Below are 19,707 nucleotides of genomic sequence, written 5' to 3'. Positions count from 1 at the left end.
ACGCCGTTTTATTTCCGCGCTCGTTCGATCGCCGCTTCCAGTTCGTCCGCGCGCTGCGATCCGATCAGCAACTGCTTGGCGTCTCGGCGATCGACGCGGACACCCTCGCTGCCGCTGACGTTGTACGCTTTCCCACCGCCCGTCCAGCGGATCCCCCAGCCGCCGTAGTCCCGGATCGGACTGTACTCGACGGCCTCCGAGCGCTCGATAGCTTCCAGCGGGATCCGCCGGGGCGAGAGATGAAAGGGGAAGAACTGAATCCGGACGCCGTCCCCGCGGACCTCGACCGTCAACTTGGCGACGGCGAACAGGGCCAGCAGGGCGACCACGACGGCCAGGCCGATCGCCGTACCGGGGCCCGAAGCGCCCTCCGCGTACAGGCTGCCGCCGACCAGCACCGCAACCCCGATCAGGAGCCCCCACAGCCAGGGCTGCCGGAAGCGTTGCGTCTCGCGGAAGTGAACGTCGGCAGGTCCCCTCGTCACGAGATATAGTAGGCATTCTTACACTATTTGCGTTTCGTTTCGCCGAGGCGGACAACGGCCCCGGTGCTCGGACGCCGGACGCCGCTCGGCGACACCCGTGGAGACGGACCGAGGAGACCAGCAACTCTCGGCGCCGCTGCCGGGGTTTGATGGAGCCTCGAACGTCTCCAAAAACCGGCAAAGCCTACATGATTGGGTGCAGGACTGAAAGCTCTACGCAACTACACGTAAAAAAATGGGACGAAACGACTGCGGCGATCGACCGGCGACCGACGGCGGCGCGACGGTCGTCGTGGAACCGGGCCCCGAGGAATCCCTGACGCGCGCGATACTCCGGGGCGTCGCCGCGCTGAAAGGGGTCGCGGAACGCGACCTCGATACGCTGTACGAGAGCGTCGACGTGGAGGCCCTGAAGTCAGTGATACGCCACGCGAACGCCCGCGACAGCCGCGTGAGCGTCGAGTTCATCTTCCAGGGATGTACCGTCCTCGTCGAGAGCGACGAAACGGTGCGGATCGCCGAAAACCGACCGCCACGAAGCGAGATGTATCCGGAACAGTCGTAGCTCCGAGCTACAGGATCCGCTTGCCGAGCGCGCTCGCGGCGAGTTCGGTCGCCAGTTCGGCCGTCTCGTTGTGCTCGTCGAGGATCGGGTTGACCTCGACGAGTTCGAGCGATCGAAGGTCGGCAGCGCCGTCCGCGCCGTCGCGGGTTGCGACCCGTTCCATGGCGGCGTGGGCCTCGCGGTAGCTGACGCCGCCCCGAACCGGCGTCCCGACGCCGGGCGCCTCGCCGGGATCGAGCCAGTCGAGATCGAGGCTGACGTGGAACCCCTCGACCCCGTCGGTCGCGACGTCCAGCGCGTCCTCGACGACCGGCGTCAGGCCACGAGCGTCGATATCCGACATCGTGTAGACGGTAACGTCGCTCTCGCGGAGCGCCTCGCGCTCGGCGTCGTCGATGCTCCGCAGGCCGACGATCGCGACGTTCTCCTCGCGGAGTCCGGCCGAGCGCGCCCAGGGACGATCGGCGAACGACCCCTTCCCGAGCGCGGCGGCCAGCGGCATTCCGTGGACGTTGCCGCTGGGCGACGTTTCGGGCGTGTTGAAGTCACCGTGGGCGTCGAACCAGACGGCGCCGAGCTCGGCGTCGCGGCCCGCGCCGGCGAGCGTCCCGATGGCGATCGAGTGGTCGCCGCCGAGCGCGAGGGGCAGCTCCCCGTCGGCGACGGCGTCGGCGACTTCGTCGGCGAGACTCTCCGAGACATCCTCGACCTCGCGCAGGAACTTCGCGTCGCCCGCCGGCGCCCCGGCATCCGGGTCGCGCTCCTCGGCGCGCGCGACGAACAGGTCGCCGACGTCGACCGTCGTCGCGCCCGTCGCCTCGACGGCGTCGGCCAGCCCGGCGTACCTGATCGCCGAGGGGCCCATGTCGACGCCGCGCCTGTTCGCGCCGTAGTCGGTCGGTGCGCCGATGATCCGGACGGTTCGCGTCATGGAGCGTCGTACGAGCAGGCCCCGCTTATTATCTGTGGCATCTCCCGGCGCCGTTCCACGGCGTCTCGCCGCCGCTCTATGGCCTCGCTCCGGCGCCGATCCGCGGCCGCTGCGCGTCCCGCTCCGCGGCGTCGCCGCGCCGCCTCGCCGCGGTCGGCGTCCGATCGACCGCGGTAGATATACAAGTCCGCCCTCCCTACTCGCTGGCGAGATGATGCTCAGCGACGTGATGGAGGACTACCTGAAGGTGATCTACCACCTGCAGGGCGAGCGCGACGGGCGGATCCGCACCTCCGAGATCGCGGAGTACCTCGACGTCACGTCGCCGACGGTCACCAGCATGATCGACAAGCTAGAGGAGCGCGGGCTGGTCGACCGCGAGAAGTACAAGGGTGTCGAGCTGACGCCCGAGGGCGAGACCGTCGCGCTGGAAGTCGTCCGTCACCACCGCCTGCTCGAATCCTACCTCACCGAGCAGCTCGACTACGACTGGAGCGAGGTCCACGAGGAGGCCGACAGGCTGGAACACCACATCAGCGAGAAGTTCGAGCGCCGACTCGTCGAGGCGCTGGGCGACCCCGAGGTCGATCCCCACGGCGATCCGATCCCCAACGAACAGCTCGAACCCCCGGAGGCGAGCCAGAGCAGACAGCTGACCGAGTTCAGCGAGGGAGACACCGTCGTCGTCGAGCGGATCAGCGATCGGGATTCGGAGGTGCTGCGCTACCTCTCCGAGCGCGGGATCGACCCCGGCGTCACGCTGCGGATCGACGAGGTTGCCCCCTTCGGGATGATTACGGCCCGCCCGAAAGATCGAGACGCCGAGGTGTCGCTCCCCGAAAACGTCGCGGCGGACGTTCACGTCCACGACGCCGTCTGATAGTTTTCGTCGGGAACGCCGCTTCGTGCCGTGCGTGGAAATCAGTATCACGCGGGCGAAAAGTGGTCCTATTCGCCGGATTTAAGACGATCACTACCGAACGTTACAGTAATGTCATCCATCGAACTCACGCCCAGCCAGAAGACCATTCTCACCGCGCTGATCAATCTCCACCGGGAGTCCGAGGACGCGGTGAAAGGCGAGGACATCGCCGAAGAGGTCGACCGAAATCCGGGTACGATTCGCAACCAGATGCAGAGCCTCAAAGCGCTCCAGCTCGTCGAAGGCGTCCCCGGCCCGAAGGGCGGCTACAAGCCGACCGCAACCGCCTACGAGGCGCTCGACATCCAGCAGATGGACGAGCCCGCCGCCGTGCCCATGACCCACGAGGGCGAGGAAGTCACGGAGGGTAACGTCGAGGGGATCGACCTCAGCAGCGTTCACCACCCCGAGCTGTGCCGCGCCGAGATCCACATCCAGGGATCGGTCCGCGACATCCACGAGGGCGACACGGTCGTCGTCGGCCCGACGCCGCTCTCGAAGCTCAAGGTCGAGGGGACCGTCGACGGGAAGGACGACACCGCGAACATCCTGATCTTGAAGATCGACGATATGGTCGCGCCGGCCGAAGAGCCCCAGCACTGATCGGCGGCTGACGTCGTCCGATCTATCGGCGTCCGATCGCGGACGCGACCGCTCTTGATCTTCTCGCTCCGTTCTCGAACCGTCGCTGCGAGCGAGCGATCGCTCTGCTACTGCCCTCTCGCCGGGAACCGTGAGAGAGAACCGTTATCACACACACTGCGGTTTCAAAGCCTTTGTATCACAGGGTTGCTGAGTACCAGTCATGACAGCCACGGTCGTCGTTCTCGGCGCAGGCTACGCTGGCGCCGGCGCGGTCAAGCAACTCGAGGAGGAACTGAACGGCAGCACGGAGATCGTCTGGGTCTCCGACACCGACTATCACCTGGTGCTCCACGAGTCCCACCGCGTGATCCGCGATCCGTCGGTCCAGCACAAGATCACCATCCCGGTCGAGGAGATCAAATCGCCCGCGACGACGTTCGTCGAGGGCGAGGTCACGGGCCTCGACGTCGACGACCGTGAGGTCGAACTGGACGACGGCGAGACGATCGACTACGACTACGCGCTCGTCGCGCTGGGTAGCCAGACCGCCTACTACGGCATCCCCGGCCTCGAAGAGCACTCGATGACGCTCAAGAGTCTCGACGACGCCCTCGACATCCACGAACGCGTCAAGGAAGCCGCCGAGGACGCGACGCGCAGCGATCCCGCCGAGGTCGTCATCGGCGGCGCCGGTCTCTCGGGCATCCAGAGCGCGGGCGAGGTCGCCGAGTTCCGCGACCGGAACAACGCGCCGATCGAGATCACGCTCGTCGAGGCGCTCGAAGAGATCTTCCCGCCGGGCTCCGACGAGATCCAGCAGGCGCTCCGCGAGAAGCTTGAGGACGCCGGCGTGAACATCCTTACCGACGACCCGATCACCGAGGCGACCGCCGAGGCCATCGAGTTCGACGAGCGCGACGCGATCGACTACGACGTGTTCGTCTGGACCGGGGGTATCACCGGCCGCGACGCCATGGACGGCGTCGACCTCGACAACGAGCACAACCGCGTCACCGCCTCCTCGACGTTCGAGACCAGCGACGAGCGCGTGTTCGCCATCGGCGACTCCGCCGTGATCGACCAGGGCGACAACCCCGCGCCGCCGACCGCGCAGGCCGCCTGGCAGGCCGCCGAGGTCGCCGGCGAGAACCTCGCCCGCGCGATCGACGACCGGCCCATGAAGACTTGGCGGCACAAGGACAAGGGGACGGTCATCTCGATCGGCGACGAGGCCGTCGCGACGGAGGTCGACCCCGGCTTCGGCGCCGGCGCGCTGTTCGACGTGGTCGGCACGTTCGGCGGCATGCCCGCCGAGACGCTCAAGAAAGCCATCGCCGCCCGCTGGATCGCCGACATTACCTCCTGGAACCGCGCCCGGAAGGCCTGGGACGCGCTGTAGTCCGGATCGCCCGTTCTCTCACCGCTTTTTCACTCTCACCTCGACGGCACCGGGATCGAGCGTCACGCCCATCGTCGGGTCCAGTGACTCCGTGACGCGCTCGAACTCGACGCGCCGCGCCAGCGTCGCCAGGGCGATCTGTAGCTCGGTCATCGCGAAGCGCATCCCCAGACAGTGGCGCGGCCCGCCGCCGAAGGGGAAGTACGCGTACTCCGGCCGCTCGCGATCGTCGAGCCAGCGCTCCGGTCGGAACGACGCCGGCTCCGACCACCAGCGCTCGTCGCGGTGGATGCCGTAGGCCGACAGCTGGAGCGTCGCGTCCGCCGGGAGCCGATAGCCGCCGAGCACGGTCTCCTCGCGGGGCTCGCGGTAGAGGATCGGCGCGGGCGGGTAGAGCCGCATCGCCTCCCGTGCGATCGCTTCCGTCTCGTCGAGCGCCGGGATGTCCCCGAACGCCGGATCACGACCGCCCAATTCGGCGTCGAGCTCGGCGTCGAGACGCCGGCGCGCGTCGGGGTGGCCGGCCAGCAGCCAGCAGGCGTAGGTCAGGGCCGTCGCGGTCGTCTCGTGGCCGGCAAACAGGAACGTGACGAGCTGGTCGCGAACTTCCTCGGGCGTCATCCGCTCGCCGTTCGGGTACTCGGCGGCCGCCAGCATCGAGAGGAGATCGTCCCGTTCGGCGTCGTCGCCGCCGGCGTCGCTCCGGCGCTCCTCGACGAGCCGCTCGACCAGCGCCGAGAGGTCGTCCATCGCCCGCTCGTAGCGCCGCTCGTCGCCGACCGGGAGCCACGACGGAACGACCGAGCGCACCGCGTACGCGCTCGGGTCGGCGACGTCGGCGAGCGCGCGGGTCGCCTCGCGGACGACCGCCGCCCGTTCGTCGTCGAACTCCAGATCGAACAGCGCCCGCGTCAGCACGCCGAGCGCGAACGTCGACAGCGCTTCCCGAAGTTCGACGACCTCGCCGTCGTTCCAGCCGTCCGCCAGCGCCGCCGCTTCGTCGGCCATCGCGTCGACGTACGTCTGGACTTCTGCGGGCGTGAACGCGGACTGGAGGAGCTGGCGCTGCCGTCGCCAGCGCTCGCCTTCGGTGAACACGACGCCCTCGGGAGCGACGAGTTCGCCGAACGCGGTCTCGAACTCACCCTTGGGAAACTCGTCGTTCCGGGAAACGAGAACGGTCTCCACGAGGTCGGGGTCGAAGACGGCGACGAACTCTTGACCGAGCGCTCGGTAGGCGACGACGTCGCCGTGCGGACGGAGCTCGTCGGTGAAGTCGATCCCCTGCCGGGCGAACGGAATCGTGCTTCCGAGCACCGGCAGCCCGGTGCGTCGGGGCGGCGCTTCGGCGTCGGTGCGCGATCGACCGGCGTCGACGGAACGGTTTGCCATCGGGTGAACGTTGGCGCCGCGCGACCGTCGGCGTTCGCGCGAAGCAGTGAACGTTTTTATATCCGGGTACGCAACCCGATCGCGTGCAGTCCGTCGACCTGACGATCTCGCTTCCGGAATCGATGCAGTTGCCCACCCCGGACTACGAGGGGTACGTCGTCCGCGAAGAGGTGCTCTCGTGGCGGGTACGGCCCGGCGAGGGCGTCGTCTGCTTTCTCTCCCTCGTCGTCGGCGACCGTCGACGGTGCAGAGAGGTCGTCGAGGGGATCGACGCCGTCCGACGGTTCGACGTCGCGCCGATCGACCACGACCGGTTCTACGGTTACGCCGAGATGGATCTGCGCGACGCCGACGCGTCGCTGCTGGAACCGTTCGACGACCGCGGGCTCGTGATCGTCCCGCCGATCGTGTACGAGGACTCGTCGCGGGTGCGCATGACGGCGCTCGGAACGGAGGATTCGCTCACCGGGCTGCTCGATGGCTTCCCCGACGGCGTCGAGATCGATGTCGAGCGCGTCGGCGACCACGATCGGCTCTCGGGGTCGCTGGCCGGTCGGCTCACTCGGCGACAGTTCGAGGCGCTGTCGGTCGCCCGCGAGTTGGGGTACTTCGAGGTCCCGCGAACCGCCTCGCTGTCGGCCGTCGCGTCGGAACTCGGCTGCTCGGAGAGCGCGGCGTCGACGCTCCTGCGGAACGCGGAGGCGCGACTGGTCGACGCGGCGATCGCGGAGTGAGGAAGTGGAGGGTGACGCGGACGACTGATCGCTACCAGAACTTCAGGTTTCGCTTCACGGCTTCCCGCTTGAGTTCCTGGATGTGTTCAGTCAGCGGGATGTCTTTCGGACACACCTCGGTACAGGAGAACTGCGTCTGGCAGCGCCAGACGCCGCGCTCGGACTCCATGATCTCCATGCGGTGCTGGGTGATCTCGGGGTCGGCCTCGCGCTCGTCCATGATGAACTTGTAGGCCTTGTTCACGGAGGCTGGCCCCAGATACTCGCTGTCGGCGGCGATGTTACAGGAGGACGTGCAGGCGCCACACCAGATGCAGCGGGTCGACATCTTGACGTACTCGTGGTTTTCGGGGCTCTGGCGCTGCTCCTCTAACTCCTTGATCAGCGGCGCGTCCTCGCCCTGAAAGTACGGCTCGACGGCCTTCATCTGATCGTAGAAGTCCTCCATCTCCACTACCAGGTCCTTGATCACGTCCATGTGGGGTAGCGGCTCGACCCGCACGGGCTCTTCGAGGGCCTGGATCTGGGTCTTGCAGCCCAGGCGCTGGCGACCGTTGATGAAGAAGGCGTCCGACCCGCAGATCGCCTGCCGGCAGGAGTGACGAAAGGTCAGCGACGAGTCGAAGTGGTCCCGGGCGTAGATCAGCGCGTCGAGTACGGTCATCCCCTTCTCGAAGGGGACGTGAAAGGCGTCGAAGCGCGGTTCCTGTTTCCCCTCGACCTCCGGATCGTACCGGAACACTTTGAGGCGCGCCGTCTCGACGCCTTCCTCGGCCTCGCGCTCCCGGCGCTCGGCCGCCTCGCTCGCTCGGCGCGTCTTCTCGGCCATGCGCTCCTGCTGGGGCGATCGCTGGCCGTACATCTCGCGGTCCGGCACCCCCTCTTCCCTGTCAGCCTCCCCCGGCTCCTCTTGCTGTTGCTGGCTCACGTGGTTCTCCCCCGTCGTACAAGAGGGTCGCCGAGTCAATAAGCGGCGGTGGGTACCACCGAGTCCAGTGCTTGATTACGCATCGAACTCCTCCCAGTTCGATCGTACGGCCCACGTGGCCCGATCCCACGAACATTTATCCTGTCGGCAATTCTGAAAATCGAATATGCAGTCATCTTCCCGGGGACACGTCCTCCCTGATTCGTGGCGATTCGCGCTCGTCGGTGCGCTGGCCTCGCTACCGATCACCGCCGTTCTGAATCGGCTGCCGAACTCGGAGGCGACCGTCGGCGGCGGCATCATGATCTTCGGGGCGTTCATCGCGGGAGTCGTCGCCGCAATCCGTTCGTCGGATCCGAGTGCTGCCGGACTCCGCGCTGGATTCACCGGCGCCGTCCTCGGAGTGCTCATCTTCCTTCTGACAGCGGGTACGACGGTCGCGTGGCCGCTACCCAGAGTCGTTTTTTGGATCTTCGCCGGCGGACTGGTGGTGTGCGTCGCTTCCCTCTTCGGTATCGGATTCGGTCGTGCCGGTGGTTGGATGGCGAACACCGTCGCCTCTCGATGGTCGGCCGACGCGGACGCGCCACACCGATAGCCCGTCGGGCGAAACTTCTGTGCCGTCCTCGAATCACGCCCCCATTCCGAAGACCAGAAACTGCGCTACTATCTTTCGTGCAGGACTAATTCGGACTCACTCCAGCGACAGTCCCGCGTGCCACCGATCGACGCCGCGCTCGCGCTTGATCTCGTCCATCTTCGCGAGCAGCGCAACCGCTAGCGACGCCGTCTCGGCGGCCCGCTGCTCGCCCTCGGTCCGGAACTCGCCGGTCTCCCTGTTCGCGTACACCGTACACACCGCCCCGGCGCGCAGCCCGTAGAGGTTCGCCAGCGTCAGGATCGCGCTGGCTTCCATCTCGATGTTCGCGACGTTGGCCTCCCGGAGATCGTCGACGAGTCGCTCGCTCCTGGCGGCCTCGAACCCCTCGAAGCCGGGGCGTCCCTGACCGGCGTAGAAGCTGTCGGCGCTCATCGTGATCCCGGTGTGGTACTCGTAGCCCAGCCGCTCGGCGGCCGCGATCAGCGCCGAGACGACTTCGTGGTCGGCGCTGGCGGGGTAGTCCTCGCGGACGTACTCGGCGCTGGTTCCCTCCTGGCGGACCGCGCCGGTCGTGATCACCAGGTCGCCCACCGACATCTCGGGCTGGATGGTGCCGCAGGAGCCGACTCGGACCAGCGTGTCGGCGCCGACGCGGGCCAGCTCCTCGACCGCGATCGCCGCGGAGGGCGAGCCGATGCCGGTCGACGTGACGCTGATCGGCGCCCCGTCGTAGGTGCCGGTCACCGTTCGGTACTCGCGGTGGCGTCCGACTTCCTCGCCGTCGTCCCAGAACTCGGTGATCTTCGGGACGCGCTCGGGGTTGCCCGGCAGGAGTACGGCGTCGGCCACGTCGCCGGGACCGACTTCGAGGTGGTACTGCTCGCCCTCGTTCGGATCCTCGCTGTCGCCCGGCACCTCGGTGTCGGCCCCGGCTTCGGCGTCCGCCGGTCTCTCGGCGTCGTCTCGCTCGGTCATGTCCGGTCGTTTGTCAGCGGACGGTAAATAGGTCGTCGCCGGGCGGCCGGTTGAGGCCGTGCGGTGTCTCGGTCACCCGGCAGGAACGACTCGGTAGACCCTCCCGTCGCCCCCCTCGATGCCGAGAACGAACAGCACCCCGTCCCGACCGCGCCCGAGCGAGTAGATCTGATCCGGCGCCCCGCCGTCGGCGTCCATCTCGATCGTTCCCATCGGCCAGCGCTCCTCGGTCCCCGACGGTTCGGCGACGAACAGCCGACCGTCGGGTCGCAGGTCGGCGAAGACGTACCGTCCCTCCAGATCCGGGAGCGCCGAGCCGCGGTAGACGTACCCGCCGACGACGGCGACACCGTTGACCGGGTTGCCGCCGTGGGCGTACTCTACGACCGGATCGACGAGCGGCTCGCCGCCGCGGACGCTCTCGGGCGTCGCGGTCGGGCAGTCCTCGGCGCGGAAGCACTGCGAGCCCTCGCGGACGTTCCAGCCGTAGTTGCCGCCGCGCTCGACGAGATTGACTTCCTCGAACTCGGACTGCCCGACGTCCGCGACGAGCAGCGAGTCGCCGTCGAACGAGAAGCGCCACGGGTTCCGGAACCCCCAGGCGTACTGCTCGGCCAGCCCGTCGCCGTCGGTCAGAGGGTTATCCTCGGGAATCGCGTACGTCCCGCGCTCGTCGTCGCCGTCGACATCGATGCGCAGCAGGCTCCCCAGCAGGTTCTCGGTGACGTCCTGTCCGTTGCCCCCTTCGACCGCGTCGTACCAGTCGTCGACGTGCCCGGTTCCGGCGTCCGCACCTGCACCGCCGTCGCCGACCGCGACGTAGAGGTAGCCGTCGGGGCCGAACGCGAGCGCGCCGGCGTTGTGGTTCGACTGGGGTTCGGGGATTTCGAGGAGCGTCCGCTCGGTGTCGGCGGACGCCCGGAACCCGTCCTCACCGACCAGAAACTCCGCGAGGACGAACGTGTGGCTGTAGCGTTCCGGCGTCCCGTCGCGCGACGGCGCGCTGTAGCGGACGAACAGTCGCCGGTTCTGCTCGAAGTTCGGGTGGAGCGCGACGCCGAGCAGCCCCTTCTCGCCGCCGAATTCCACGGCGTCGCCCAGATCCAGCAGTGGGTCGTCGCGGACGCCATCCGCGTCGAGCACCGAGATGCTACCCGACTGGTCGGCGAGATACTGGCGGTCAGTCCCCGGCACAGGTGCGAGCGCCACCGGCGCGTCGAAGCCGCCGGCGACGCGTCGAAGCCGTACCGAGTCCGGTAGCTGGTCGTCGATCAGCGGCTGGTCGGCGGCGTCCGACGAACCGCGCAACTGTCCGCAGCCGGCGAGCCCGGTCGCCGCTCCCGCGAGTCCGGCGGCGAGGAATCGGCGTCGACCGAAACGGCCGTTCATACCGGTGGTTACGGTGCGAAGCGGAAATACGTAGCTCTGTGTCAGCTAGAAACGACAAAATATTTACTGCTTCCACTCCGGCCACCGACTATGGCAGGTCTCGGTTTCGCGTTCGTGATCGTCGCGCTTCTGATGCTGGTCCTCTCCATTGTCATACCGCTGTGGGTGTACAGCGACGCCCAACGAAACAGTTCCGACAGTGCGCTCCTCTGGGCGCTCGTCGTGTTCTTCGGGAACCTCCTCGGGCTTCTCCTGTACCTGCTCATCGGTCGCGACGGAGCGGGCGGACAAGGTGGAACCCGAAGCCAGTTCTGAGAGCCCGAACGCCGGTTACTCCAGATCGTCCCGAGAAATCGTGTTCGGCAGCAGTTCCCCGAGCGTGTACTCGCTGCGTTCCTCGCCCTCGTCGCAGAGGACTCGGAGGTCGTCGTCGCAAAACTCGGTGAGCGACTGGCGACACATCCCGCAGGGCGTCTGGCCGTCCAGTTCGCTGGTGCTGACCGCGACCGCGTCGAACGAGCGGTGGCCCTCGCGGACGGCTTCCGCCAGCGCGACCTCCTCGGCGTGCAGGCTGTTGGAGTAGTTCGCGTTCTCGATGTTACAGCCGGTGAAGACGGTCCCGTCGGCAGTCCGTAGCGCGGCGCCGACCTCGTACTCGGAGTAGGGAGCGTACGACGCCTCTCGCGCTTCCCGGGCGGCTTCGATCAGATCGTCCATGCCGGCGTGTTCGAGCAGGGGCCACAAGTAGCCGGCGCTCAGCGTCGTCTCGAATGACCTACACCTTTCAGCCCCTGCCGAGTAGGTTGGTTCGATGACCGGTCTCCTCGTTGCTCTCGGACTGGCGATCGTCTCGACGGGCGTCATCTGGAAGGGCAGCGAGTACCTCGAACGGTCGGCCGAGCGCCTCAGCCAGTACTACGGGCTGCCGGTTGCGGTCCACGGCGCCGTCGTCGTCGCGATCGGGTCGAGCTTCCCCGAACTCAGCTCCGTCGTCATCAGCACGCTCGTCCACGACGAGTTCTCGCTGGGCGTCGGCACGATCGTCGGCAGCGCGATCTTTAATCTGCTCGTGATCCCGGCCGTCTCGGCGCTCGCGACCGACCAGCTGGAGGCCACCCGCGACATCGTCCACAAGGACGCGCAGTTCTACATCATCAGCGTTCTCGTGCTCTTCATCGTGTTCGCGCTCGGCGCCACGTACGTCCCCGGCGGGACCAACAGCGAGGCAATCCTGACGCGCCCGCTAGCCATCCTCCCCATCGCGACCTACGGCATCTACGTCTTCCTCCACCAGCAGGACGCCAGCGAGTACGCCGCGCCGACCGTCAACGTCGATCACCGCCGGGAGTGGGCCGTGCTCACGGTCGCGCTCGCGCTGATCGCGGTCGGCGTCGAGGGGATCGTCCGCGCGGCGCTCACTTTCGGCGACGCGTTCGGAACGCCGAGCTTCCTCTGGGGGCTGACCGTGATCGCCGCCGCGACGAGCCTACCCGACGCCTTCGTGAGCGTCAACGCCGCCAGGAACGGCGAGAGCGTCACCAGCATCACGAACGTCCTCGGGAGCAACACGTTCAACCTGCTGGTCGCGATTCCGGTCGGCGTTCTGCTGGCCGGGGAGGCGACGATTAACTTCCTCGCGGCGATCCCGACGATGGGATTTCTGGCGTTTGCGACGCTGGTGTTCGTCGTGTTCGCCCGCACGGATCTCGAACTCACCGACCTCGAAGCCTACGGCTTCCTCGGGCTGTACGGGCTGTTTCTGCTCTGGATGACGCTGGAGTCCGTCGGCGTGATCGACACGGTGCGGGGAATTTGAGAGCACGTAACTGCTTCGACGCTCCTTACCGACTGTCCGCGACGGCCTCATCCACGGCGTCGACGGTCTCCTCGACCAGCGCGTCGACGTCCTCGCTCTCGGCGTAGGCGCGGACGTAGGGCTCGGTGCCGCTGGGGCGGACGAGCACCCACGCCGCGTCCGGCAGTTCGATCCGGACGCCGTACTCCGTCGAGACGTCGCCTTCGGGGAACAGCTCGGGCAGCGTCGTCTTCAGGCGCTGCATCGCGGCGTCCTTGGCGTCGTCGGGACATTCGACGTTGACCTGTCGGTACGGCCGCTCGGTGACCGGCGCCCGCACGGCCTCGATGTCGCCGGCTTCGGCGACCAACCCGGAGAACATCGCCGCGCTGACGATGCCGTCGATCCACCCGCCGAAAGCCGGGTGGACGTGCTTCCAGGGCTCGGCGGCGAAGGCGACCTCGGTACTCTCGTCGCCGACCGCGCGCTCTCGGGCCATCCCCTCGTGGAGCGCGCCGAGCCGAACGCGCTCGGTTCGGCCGCCGGCCTCCCGGACCAGCTCGTCGATCCGCGCGGAGGTGTCCGGCGTCGTCACGACGACCGGATCGTCGGCGCGCGACTCCCGGACGTATCGCGCCGCGAGCACCGCCAGCACGGTGTTCTCGTCGACGATCTCGCCGTCGCCGTCGGCGACCACGATCCTGTCGGCGTCGCCGTCGTGGGCGACGCCGAAGTCGAACTCGCCGTCCGCCAGAAACGCCAGCAAGTCACCGAGCGACTCCCGCGTCGGCTTGCTCTCGCGACCGGAGAAGTGGCCGTCGACGTTGGCGTTCAGCGTGACGACGTGCGCGCCCAGCGCCCGGAGCACCTGGGGCGTCCCGAGACTCGCCATTCCGTTGCCGCAGTCGACGACGATCGAGAGGCCGGACAGCGGCGTCGCTGCGCCGAAGAACTCGCGGGCGTACTCGACGACGTCGTCGCGGTAGACGCCGATCACGTCGACCGAACCGGTCGATCCCCACTCGTCCCACGGCGCCGAGTGCTGGTGGTCGGCGACCAGCGACTCGATCCGTTGCTCGGCGGCACGGTCGTACTCGACGCCGTTCGCGAACAGTTTGATGCCGTTGTCGGTCGGCGGGTTGTGGCTCGCCGTGATCATCACACCCCGACGGCCTCGCGAGGCGTACGCCAGCGCCGGCGTCGGCACGACGCCGACGCGGCGGCAGTCGGCACCGGCGCTTTCGAGGCCCGCTTCGACGGCGGCCGCGAGCGCGTCGCTGGTCTCGCGACCGTCGCGACCGAGGACGACCGCCGGTCGTGACGCCGCGGCGGCGTCGGCGTCGCTCCCGGTCCCGGCGTCCGTATCTGCCTCCCTCGCGTGGGTGGCGACCGCACGTCCCACCGACAGCGCCAGCTCCGGCGTCACTCGCTCGCTGACCGGCCCCCGGATCCCGGCCGTTCCGAACAGGTTCATACTGAAATGACCGGGCCGGACGACCGTAAATGCACCCGAACGGACACGAGGCGGTCCGGAAAACTAGGCGGCGCTGGGTGGGCAATTACTGGCCGTCGGTAAAATCGACGACGGGGAAGTACGTCCGAAGGCCCACGAGCAAATACGTCGCGGACGAAATGAGTGCCAGCCAGCCGATAACGGCCGCAATCTCGTAGAGGATCCCGGGATCGACGTCGGACAGGAGGCTCAGTCGGTACAGAATCTCGTTCGCGAGCAACACCAGCGTCGACAGCAGTACCGAAACGAGAGCGGTTCCAGCGGCCTCCCTTTCACTCGATCCGAGAAGACTCATGAGATTATGCGAACGCTCCGCGATCAAAGACGAATCGAAGAGCGAAGAAATCGAGCGACGCTACAGTTCGACGCCGCTCGGGATGAGGCTGTGGTTCCGCAGCAGGTTGCCCTCCTCGTTGTAGACGAGGAACGTCCGCTTGTCGTAGGTGACGAGTTCGTCGCCCTCGATGTGGATCCGGACGTCGTAGCGGCCGTCGGAGTCGGGGTCCTCCTCGCCGTAGCGGCGGGCCGCCCGGATGAACTTGAGCACGTCGTCGGCGTCCTCGTTGAGTTCGAGCACGAAGTCCCCGGTGATCCGGTTGGTCACGCTGACGACGCCGGTCGCGTCGTCGTCGAGCGACGTCTGGAGCCGGTAGGCGACGTCGGTCTGGTCGGCGTCGAGCAGTTCGTCGTCCGTTCCTGTGAGGCGCTCGCGGAGCGTCGAGGCGGGGCCCTCGAAGTCGATCCGTACCGTCGGCTTCGCGGGTTCGCCGTCGTCTTCGACCCAGTCGACGTTGCTGACCTCCAGTGTGAAGTAATCGCGCCTCATTCCCTGTGTGAATCGGATACGGACTCACGGGCAATGAACGTAACGCCTGAAAGCGTAGCGTTCGCGGCCTGCGATCGCGCGACGCCGAGCCGGAATCTTTTAGCCGCCGGGGTCCGCGCTCGTCAGGTACAATGGCCTGGGTTCGCTCCGAGTACGCCGGCGAGCTGGCGGTCGTGTCGGCCTGGCTGGCTGCCGTGTTGCCCTGGAACGTCACCTACGCGTCGATTCCGGGGACCGAGCTGTCGGCGCTGTTTCTGCGCTTCCCGTTCCTGCAGGTGCGGTATATCTTCGGGCTCCCCCGCGATCAGCAGCGGCTGTTCCACCACCCGATCGCCGCGCTCGATCTGGTGTCGGGCGTCTCGGAGACGCTGTACTACGTCTGGATTGCCGGCGCCGCGATCGTCGGGCTGGCCGTCCTGCTCTCCGTCGCGATGTACGCCGCCGAAGACGCCGTCGAGGATCGGTCGCCGGTCCATCCGGTACGCGTGATGGGCGGGCTGCTCGCAGTGGCGACAGCGCTGCTTTCGGCCGCGACGGTCGCGATCGCGACGAACGGCGACTTCGGCGGCGGCATCCCGATCCCGATCGGGCTCGCGGTGCTTGGCCTGCTGGCAGGCGTGTTGCTCCGCGCGGATCTCGTCTGACGCGATCGACCCGGCCGCCCATTTTAAGGTTCCCGACCACCTTGGCACGGTTAGATCAGCGTACCGACGGTAAGCCGTCCCTACGCCGGTGCGCGACCACCATGACAGACACGGACGAGCCGCGGGGGATCCAGCTGGGCGCCGACGGACCGACCAGCGACGACGCCGCGTCGGAGACGCGGATCGACCGTCTCAAGCGACGCCTCCGCCGCGCGGTCGAGCTGCTCCGGGGATCGACCGTTCCCGGGGAGCCGTACGCTCCCGGTCGTCACGGCGAGATCGTCTCGTTCGACGGGTTAGATGGGTACGAGGAGATCGACCGATACTGGGTGAACGCGCCGTTCGCGTTCGTCTCGATCAACTACGATCCCGAGGAGAGCGAACACCTCTACTACGTCGTCGAACCCGAGCTCGCGGCCGACGAGTACGAGCTGCTGGAGTTGCTGTTCGAGGACATCCGCGATCCGCTCGTCTACCGGCCGGACATCGCCGACGAGGACGTCGAAAGCGTGCTGCGCGAGGAACTCCGCGAACACCTAGAGCGCTACGGCGCCGAGGTCGACGGCGCGACGGTCCACCGGCTGTTTTACTATCTCTTCCGGGCATTTCGCGGCTACGGGAAGATCGATCCGATCATCAACGATCCCCACGTCGAGGACATCTCGTGTGACGGCTACGAACTGCCGATCTTCGTCTACCACGACGAGTACACCGACGTGAAGACGAACGTCTCCTTCGAGCAGGAGGCGCTGGACAACTTCGTCGTCCGGCTGGCCCAGCAGTCGGGTCGGCACATCAGCGTCGGGGAGCCGATGGTCGAGAGCACGCTCCCCGACGGCAGCCGTGCCGAACTCGCGCTGGGCGAGGAGGTCACGCCGCGCGGGTCGGCCTTTACGATCCGAAAGTACTCCGACGAGCCCTTTACCCCGATCGACCTGATCGAGTACGGCACCTTCAGCGTCGACCAGATGGCGTACCTCTGGCTGGCGATCGAGCACAACAAGTCGCTGATCTTTGCCGGCGGAACGGCCTCGGGGAAGACGACCTCGATGAACGCCATCTCGATGTTCATCCCGCCCCGCTCGAAGGTGCTCTCGATCGAGGACACCAGGGAGCTGACGCTGTACCACGGCAACTGGCTCTCCTCGGTGACCCGGGAACGGCTCCACGAGGGCAACGACATCACGATGTACGATCTGCTGCGATCGGCGCTGCGGCATCGCCCCGAGTACATCGTCGTCGGCGAGGTCCGGGGCGAGGAGGCGATCACGCTGTTCCAGGCGATGAACACCGGACACACGACGTACTCGACGATGCACGCCGACTCGGTCCAGACGGTGATCAACCGGCTGGAGAACGAGCCGATCAACGTGCCCCGCGCGATGGTCCAGTCGCTGGACGTGCTCTGCGTCCAGACGCTGACCCGCTTCGACGACGAGCGCGTCCGCCGGAACAAGACTGTCGCCGAGATCGAGGGGATCGACCAGCGCACCGGCGAACTCGACTACTCGACGACGTACGCCTGGGACGGCGACGACGACACGTTCCGCGACAACGGCAGCAGCGTCGTCCTCGACGAGATCCGAGAGGATCGCGCCTGGACGCAGGCCGAACTGCTCTCGGAGCTTCGCGATCGACGACGCTTCCTGCAGTACCTCCGGGACAACGACGTGACGGACTACCGGCGCTTTACCGCGCTGGTCAACGAGTACTACGCCGACTCCGAGTCAGTGATGGACCGGATCGACGAGGCAGCGGCGGCGCCCGCGCCGACGGTCGATTAGATGGCGCCGTACGACTTCGTCCCGCTGGCGATCGCCGTCGCGGTGCTCGTTCCGGTCGCGCTCGCGCCGCTGAGCACGCGCGTCGAGCGGATCGTCTCCCGGGTATCGTTGCTCGCGTTCGGCGACTTCGTCCATCGAGTCGGCCGCAATCGCCAGCTTCGCAAGCGACGGCTTCGAACTGCGCACGTCCCGACGACGTACCGCATCTACGCCGCCCGGACCCTGCTGTACGCCGTCTTCGGCGCCGTCGTCGGCGCCGCCGCCGGGCTGTACCTGCAGTGGGGCGCCGTTCGACTGCTCCAAACGCCCCAGAAGACCGTCAGGGCGAGTCTTCCCGGCACCGTCGAGTTCGTCGCCGGCGCCTTCGGGCAGCCACAGCCGACCGGGACGACGCTGCTGGCAATTCAGGTCGGCTCGGCGATCGCGGTCGCCGTCGTCCTCGCGGTCGCCACGTACTACCTCCGGTGGTGGTACCCCTCCTACCTCGCCGGGCAGCGTCGACGAAACATCGACGCGAACCTCCCCGAGACGGTCTCGTTCATGTACGCCCTCTCCCGGAGCGGGATGGAGTTCCCGACCGTGCTCCGGATTCTGGCCGACCACGAGCACGTCTACGGGGAACCGGCCGCGGAGGTCGGCGTCGCCGTCCGGAACATGGACATGTTCGGCAAGGATATGGTCACCGCGATCCGGACGATGGCCCGCCGGACGCCGAGTCCGAAGTTCAAGGAGTTCGCCGAGAACCTCTCGAGCGTCCTCCAGAGCGGGCAGAGCCTCGCTGACTTCCTCGAACAGCGACACGCCGAGTTCCAGCAGGACGCCGAAGACCAGCAGGACCGCCTACTCAACGAGCTCGCGACGCTCGCGGAGGTGTACGTGACGCTACTGGTGGTGTTACCGCTGTTCCTGATCACGATCCTCGTCGTGCTCGGCATCTCGCTAACCGACACGCTGGCGCTGCTCCGGGTGGTCGTGTACGTCTTGCTGCCGGTCGCGAACATCGCGTTCATACTCTATCTCGGCTCGGCGATGGGCGAGTCGAGCGGCGGCGAGCAGTTCGCCCCCTCGTTCGATCCCTCGATCCGGCTCTCGGACGTGCGCCGGGCGGAGAACACGACCGATCGGTCGGCGGGGACGAAGGCGCGGTCCGGCGGAGCGACGACCCGCTCCGACGGCGGGACGCCGACGGCGCCCGAGTCCGACCGACGCGCCGGGAACCTCGAACGCCTCCGGCTCTACCGCCAGTTCCAGTGGCTCCGCGATAACTTCGGGAATCCGGTCCAGACGATCATCGAGCGCCCGAAAACGCTACTGTGGGCGACGATCCCGATCGTCGGTCTCCTGACAGCGTTGCGGTTCGCGGTGGCCGTCCACCTGGGCGTCCCGCTCCGATTGATCGTCGACGACTTCCTGCTCCAGGCGACGCTGTTCGTCGTCGGGACGTTCGCGATCGCCTACGAGATCCACCGGCGCCGGATCGACACGATCGAGGCGTCGGTGCCCGACTTCCTCGATCGGCTCGCGAGCGTCAACGAGGCGGGGATGACCGTCGTCGAGAGCATCGACCGCGTGCGAAAGAGCGACCTCGGCGCGCTCAACCCCGAACTCGACCGCGTCTGGGCGGACATCCGGTGGGGCGCCGACGTGGAGATGGCGCTGCGGCGGTTCGAGCACCGCGTCCGGACGCGGACGATTTCGCGAGTCGTCACCCTGACCACGAACGCGATCAACGCCAGCGGCGATCTCGCCCGCGTGCTTCGGATCGCCGCGGCGCAAGCCAAGTCCGACCGACGGCTCAAGCGCGCCCGCAAGGACGAGATGCTCACCTACGTCGTGGTCGTCTACGTCGCCTTCGGGGTGTTCCTGTTGATCGTCGGCGCGCTCGACACCGTGTTGATCCCGAACCTCCCCGACGAGAGCGTGCTGCCGGAAGCCAGCGGCGCGGCCGGCCAGTTCGCGATCACGCAGGTGCTCGAAGAGCTCGGGTCGATCAACCAGTCGGCCTACACCGTGATCTTCTTCCACACGACCTCGCTGCAGGCGCTGTTCTCGGGCCTGATCGCGGGCCAGATGAGCGGCGGCCGGCTGGCCGACGGCGCGAAACACGCCGCCGTGTTGCTCTCGGTCGCGTATCTGACCTTCCTGTTCATCTGAGCGGCGGCGCGCTCGGCGTCGCGACGCGATGGCGTCCCACGGCGCCGCCACGCGACCCGTCTCGACGGCGTCCTCCACCGGATCG

21 protein-coding genes are annotated in these 19,707 nt (G+C 67.5%); 11 read left to right on the top strand and 10 right to left on the bottom strand.

Annotation, left to right across the window (positions count from 1 at the left end; all coding sequences use genetic code 11):
* Positions 1 to 8: 8 nt before the first annotated feature.
* Positions 9 to 485: a hypothetical protein gene (locus tag NO931_RS07815; protein ID WP_256391099.1), complete on the bottom strand. Its 477-nt coding sequence runs from the start codon at positions 483 to 485 to the stop codon at positions 9 to 11.
* A 235-nt stretch (positions 486 to 720) separates the two neighbouring features.
* Here NO931_RS07815 and NO931_RS07810 point away from each other — a divergent pair, with 235 nt between their 5' ends.
* Positions 721 to 1,050 carry a HalOD1 output domain-containing protein gene (locus NO931_RS07810; RefSeq protein WP_256391098.1) on the top strand — a complete coding sequence of 110 codons (330 nt, stop codon included), beginning with the start codon at positions 721 to 723 and terminating at the stop codon, positions 1,048 to 1,050.
* 7 nt (positions 1,051 to 1,057) lie between these two features.
* Here the strand turns inward: NO931_RS07810 and rocF are convergent, their stop codons facing one another.
* A complete protein-coding gene (gene rocF, locus NO931_RS07805; RefSeq protein ID WP_256391097.1) occupies positions 1,058 to 1,981 on the bottom strand; it encodes an arginase in 924 nt (307 codons plus the stop codon).
* 211 nt (positions 1,982 to 2,192) lie between these two features.
* Between rocF and NO931_RS07800 the strand changes: the two genes are divergently transcribed.
* The 3 genes from NO931_RS07800 (at position 2,193) to NO931_RS07790 (ending at position 4,887) form a co-directional block, all read left to right on the top strand.
* Entirely contained in the window at positions 2,193 to 2,861 is a 669-nt protein-coding gene (locus NO931_RS07800) for a metal-dependent transcriptional regulator (protein ID WP_375142018.1), read from the top strand.
* Positions 2,862 to 2,972: 111 nt separating this feature from the next.
* Positions 2,973 to 3,506 (top strand): Rrf2 family transcriptional regulator, encoded by a 534-nt coding sequence (locus NO931_RS07795; RefSeq protein ID WP_256391096.1) that lies wholly within the window; start codon positions 2,973 to 2,975, stop codon positions 3,504 to 3,506.
* A gap of 202 nt (positions 3,507 to 3,708) precedes the next feature.
* Positions 3,709 to 4,887, top strand: coding sequence for an NAD(P)/FAD-dependent oxidoreductase (locus NO931_RS07790; protein WP_256391095.1), 1,179 nt, complete (start codon positions 3,709 to 3,711; stop codon positions 4,885 to 4,887).
* 18 nt (positions 4,888 to 4,905) lie between these two features.
* On the opposite strand, the gene NO931_RS07785 is transcribed toward NO931_RS07790, so the two are convergent.
* Positions 4,906 to 6,279 (bottom strand): cytochrome P450, encoded by a 1,374-nt coding sequence (locus NO931_RS07785; protein ID WP_256391094.1) that lies wholly within the window; start codon positions 6,277 to 6,279, stop codon positions 4,906 to 4,908.
* A gap of 83 nt (positions 6,280 to 6,362) precedes the next feature.
* On the opposite strand from NO931_RS07785, the gene NO931_RS20705 reads away from it, so the two are divergent.
* Positions 6,363 to 7,013, top strand: coding sequence for a helix-turn-helix domain-containing protein (locus NO931_RS20705; RefSeq protein ID WP_256391093.1), 651 nt, complete (start codon positions 6,363 to 6,365; stop codon positions 7,011 to 7,013).
* A gap of 31 nt (positions 7,014 to 7,044) precedes the next feature.
* On the opposite strand, the gene NO931_RS07775 is transcribed toward NO931_RS20705, so the two are convergent.
* On the bottom strand, positions 7,045 to 7,875 hold the full coding sequence (locus tag NO931_RS07775; RefSeq protein WP_259371424.1) for a succinate dehydrogenase/fumarate reductase iron-sulfur subunit: 831 nt from the start codon (positions 7,873 to 7,875) through the stop codon (positions 7,045 to 7,047).
* A 232-nt stretch (positions 7,876 to 8,107) separates the two neighbouring features.
* Here NO931_RS07775 and NO931_RS07770 point away from each other — a divergent pair, with 232 nt between their 5' ends.
* On the top strand, positions 8,108 to 8,539 hold the full coding sequence (locus tag NO931_RS07770) for a DUF5518 domain-containing protein (protein WP_256391091.1): 432 nt from the start codon (positions 8,108 to 8,110) through the stop codon (positions 8,537 to 8,539).
* A gap of 96 nt (positions 8,540 to 8,635) precedes the next feature.
* On the opposite strand, the gene NO931_RS07765 is transcribed toward NO931_RS07770, so the two are convergent.
* Together NO931_RS07765 and NO931_RS07760 are read right to left on the bottom strand one after the other, a co-directional pair.
* On the bottom strand, positions 8,636 to 9,457 hold the full coding sequence (locus NO931_RS07765; protein ID WP_256391384.1) for a nucleoside phosphorylase: 822 nt from the start codon (positions 9,455 to 9,457) through the stop codon (positions 8,636 to 8,638).
* Positions 9,458 to 9,589: 132 nt separating this feature from the next.
* Positions 9,590 to 10,906 carry a PQQ-dependent sugar dehydrogenase gene (locus tag NO931_RS07760; RefSeq protein WP_256391090.1) on the bottom strand — a complete coding sequence of 439 codons (1,317 nt, stop codon included), beginning with the start codon at positions 10,904 to 10,906 and terminating at the stop codon, positions 9,590 to 9,592.
* A 90-nt stretch (positions 10,907 to 10,996) separates the two neighbouring features.
* Between NO931_RS07760 and NO931_RS07755 the strand changes: the two genes are divergently transcribed.
* Entirely contained in the window at positions 10,997 to 11,221 is a 225-nt protein-coding gene (locus tag NO931_RS07755; RefSeq protein ID WP_256391089.1) for a PLDc N-terminal domain-containing protein, read from the top strand.
* Between the two features lie 15 nt (positions 11,222 to 11,236).
* On the opposite strand, the gene cdd is transcribed toward NO931_RS07755, so the two are convergent.
* Positions 11,237 to 11,623: a cytidine deaminase gene (cdd, locus tag NO931_RS07750; protein ID WP_256391088.1), complete on the bottom strand. Its 387-nt coding sequence runs from the start codon at positions 11,621 to 11,623 to the stop codon at positions 11,237 to 11,239.
* Between the two features lie 94 nt (positions 11,624 to 11,717).
* Between cdd and NO931_RS07745 the strand changes: the two genes are divergently transcribed.
* Entirely contained in the window at positions 11,718 to 12,722 is a 1,005-nt protein-coding gene (locus NO931_RS07745; RefSeq protein ID WP_256391087.1) for a sodium:calcium antiporter, read from the top strand.
* Positions 12,723 to 12,747: 25 nt separating this feature from the next.
* Here the strand turns inward: NO931_RS07745 and NO931_RS07740 are convergent, their stop codons facing one another.
* The 3 genes from NO931_RS07740 to NO931_RS07730 all read right to left on the bottom strand — a co-directional run bounded on the left by NO931_RS07740 (position 12,748) and on the right by NO931_RS07730 (position 15,040).
* Positions 12,748 to 14,175 carry a phosphohexomutase domain-containing protein gene (locus tag NO931_RS07740; protein WP_256391086.1) on the bottom strand — a complete coding sequence of 476 codons (1,428 nt, stop codon included), beginning with the start codon at positions 14,173 to 14,175 and terminating at the stop codon, positions 12,748 to 12,750.
* A gap of 85 nt (positions 14,176 to 14,260) precedes the next feature.
* The gene (locus tag NO931_RS07735; protein WP_256391085.1) at positions 14,261 to 14,509 is read right to left on the bottom strand and encodes a hypothetical protein; all 249 of its coding nucleotides are present in this window, start codon (positions 14,507 to 14,509) and stop codon (positions 14,261 to 14,263) included.
* A gap of 60 nt (positions 14,510 to 14,569) precedes the next feature.
* On the bottom strand, positions 14,570 to 15,040 hold the full coding sequence (locus tag NO931_RS07730) for a DUF5793 family protein (protein ID WP_256391084.1): 471 nt from the start codon (positions 15,038 to 15,040) through the stop codon (positions 14,570 to 14,572).
* 131 nt (positions 15,041 to 15,171) lie between these two features.
* On the opposite strand from NO931_RS07730, the gene NO931_RS07725 reads away from it, so the two are divergent.
* The 3 genes from NO931_RS07725 to NO931_RS07715 all read left to right on the top strand — a co-directional run bounded on the left by NO931_RS07725 (position 15,172) and on the right by NO931_RS07715 (position 19,622).
* A complete protein-coding gene (locus NO931_RS07725; protein ID WP_256391083.1) occupies positions 15,172 to 15,684 on the top strand; it encodes a DUF7549 family protein in 513 nt (170 codons plus the stop codon).
* Positions 15,685 to 15,785: 101 nt separating this feature from the next.
* The gene (locus NO931_RS07720; RefSeq protein ID WP_256391082.1) at positions 15,786 to 17,468 is read left to right on the top strand and encodes a type II/IV secretion system ATPase subunit; all 1,683 of its coding nucleotides are present in this window, start codon (positions 15,786 to 15,788) and stop codon (positions 17,466 to 17,468) included.
* A complete protein-coding gene (locus NO931_RS07715; protein WP_256391081.1) occupies positions 17,469 to 19,622 on the top strand; it encodes a type II secretion system F family protein in 2,154 nt (717 codons plus the stop codon).
* The last annotated feature ends 85 nt before the right edge of the window (positions 19,623 to 19,707 follow it).

Source organism: Natronoarchaeum rubrum (assembly GCF_024494695.1).
This window is presented reverse-complemented; position numbering and strand designations above follow the sequence as displayed.

Excerpts from the sequence above, each read along its gene's own strand:
- NO931_RS07810 (WP_256391098.1), top strand. The coding sequence starts at position 721 with ATGGGACGAAACGACTGCGGCGATCGACCGGCGACCGACGGCGGCGCG.
- rocF (WP_256391097.1), bottom strand. The coding sequence starts at position 1,981 with ATGACGCGAACCGTCCGGATCATCGGCGCACCGACCGACTACGGCGCG.
- NO931_RS07800 (WP_375142018.1), top strand. The coding sequence starts at position 2,193 with ATGATGCTCAGCGACGTGATGGAGGACTACCTGAAGGTGATCTACCAC.
- NO931_RS07795 (WP_256391096.1), top strand. The coding sequence starts at position 2,973 with ATGTCATCCATCGAACTCACGCCCAGCCAGAAGACCATTCTCACCGCG.
- NO931_RS07790 (WP_256391095.1), top strand. The coding sequence starts at position 3,709 with ATGACAGCCACGGTCGTCGTTCTCGGCGCAGGCTACGCTGGCGCCGGC.
- NO931_RS07785 (WP_256391094.1), bottom strand. The coding sequence starts at position 6,279 with ATGGCAAACCGTTCCGTCGACGCCGGTCGATCGCGCACCGACGCCGAA.
- NO931_RS07775 (WP_259371424.1), bottom strand. The coding sequence starts at position 7,875 with ATGTACGGCCAGCGATCGCCCCAGCAGGAGCGCATGGCCGAGAAGACG.
- NO931_RS07770 (WP_256391091.1), top strand. The coding sequence starts at position 8,108 with ATGCAGTCATCTTCCCGGGGACACGTCCTCCCTGATTCGTGGCGATTC.
- NO931_RS07760 (WP_256391090.1), bottom strand. The coding sequence starts at position 10,906 with ATGAACGGCCGTTTCGGTCGACGCCGATTCCTCGCCGCCGGACTCGCG.
- NO931_RS07755 (WP_256391089.1), top strand. The coding sequence starts at position 10,997 with ATGGCAGGTCTCGGTTTCGCGTTCGTGATCGTCGCGCTTCTGATGCTG.
- cdd (WP_256391088.1), bottom strand. The coding sequence starts at position 11,623 with ATGGACGATCTGATCGAAGCCGCCCGGGAAGCGCGAGAGGCGTCGTAC.
- NO931_RS07745 (WP_256391087.1), top strand. The coding sequence starts at position 11,718 with ATGACCGGTCTCCTCGTTGCTCTCGGACTGGCGATCGTCTCGACGGGC.
- NO931_RS07740 (WP_256391086.1), bottom strand. The coding sequence starts at position 14,175 with ATGAACCTGTTCGGAACGGCCGGGATCCGGGGGCCGGTCAGCGAGCGA.
- NO931_RS07735 (WP_256391085.1), bottom strand. The coding sequence starts at position 14,509 with ATGAGTCTTCTCGGATCGAGTGAAAGGGAGGCCGCTGGAACCGCTCTC.
- NO931_RS07730 (WP_256391084.1), bottom strand. The coding sequence starts at position 15,040 with ATGAGGCGCGATTACTTCACACTGGAGGTCAGCAACGTCGACTGGGTC.
- NO931_RS07725 (WP_256391083.1), top strand. The coding sequence starts at position 15,172 with ATGGCCTGGGTTCGCTCCGAGTACGCCGGCGAGCTGGCGGTCGTGTCG.
- NO931_RS07720 (WP_256391082.1), top strand. The coding sequence starts at position 15,786 with ATGACAGACACGGACGAGCCGCGGGGGATCCAGCTGGGCGCCGACGGA.
- NO931_RS07715 (WP_256391081.1), top strand. The coding sequence starts at position 17,469 with ATGGCGCCGTACGACTTCGTCCCGCTGGCGATCGCCGTCGCGGTGCTC.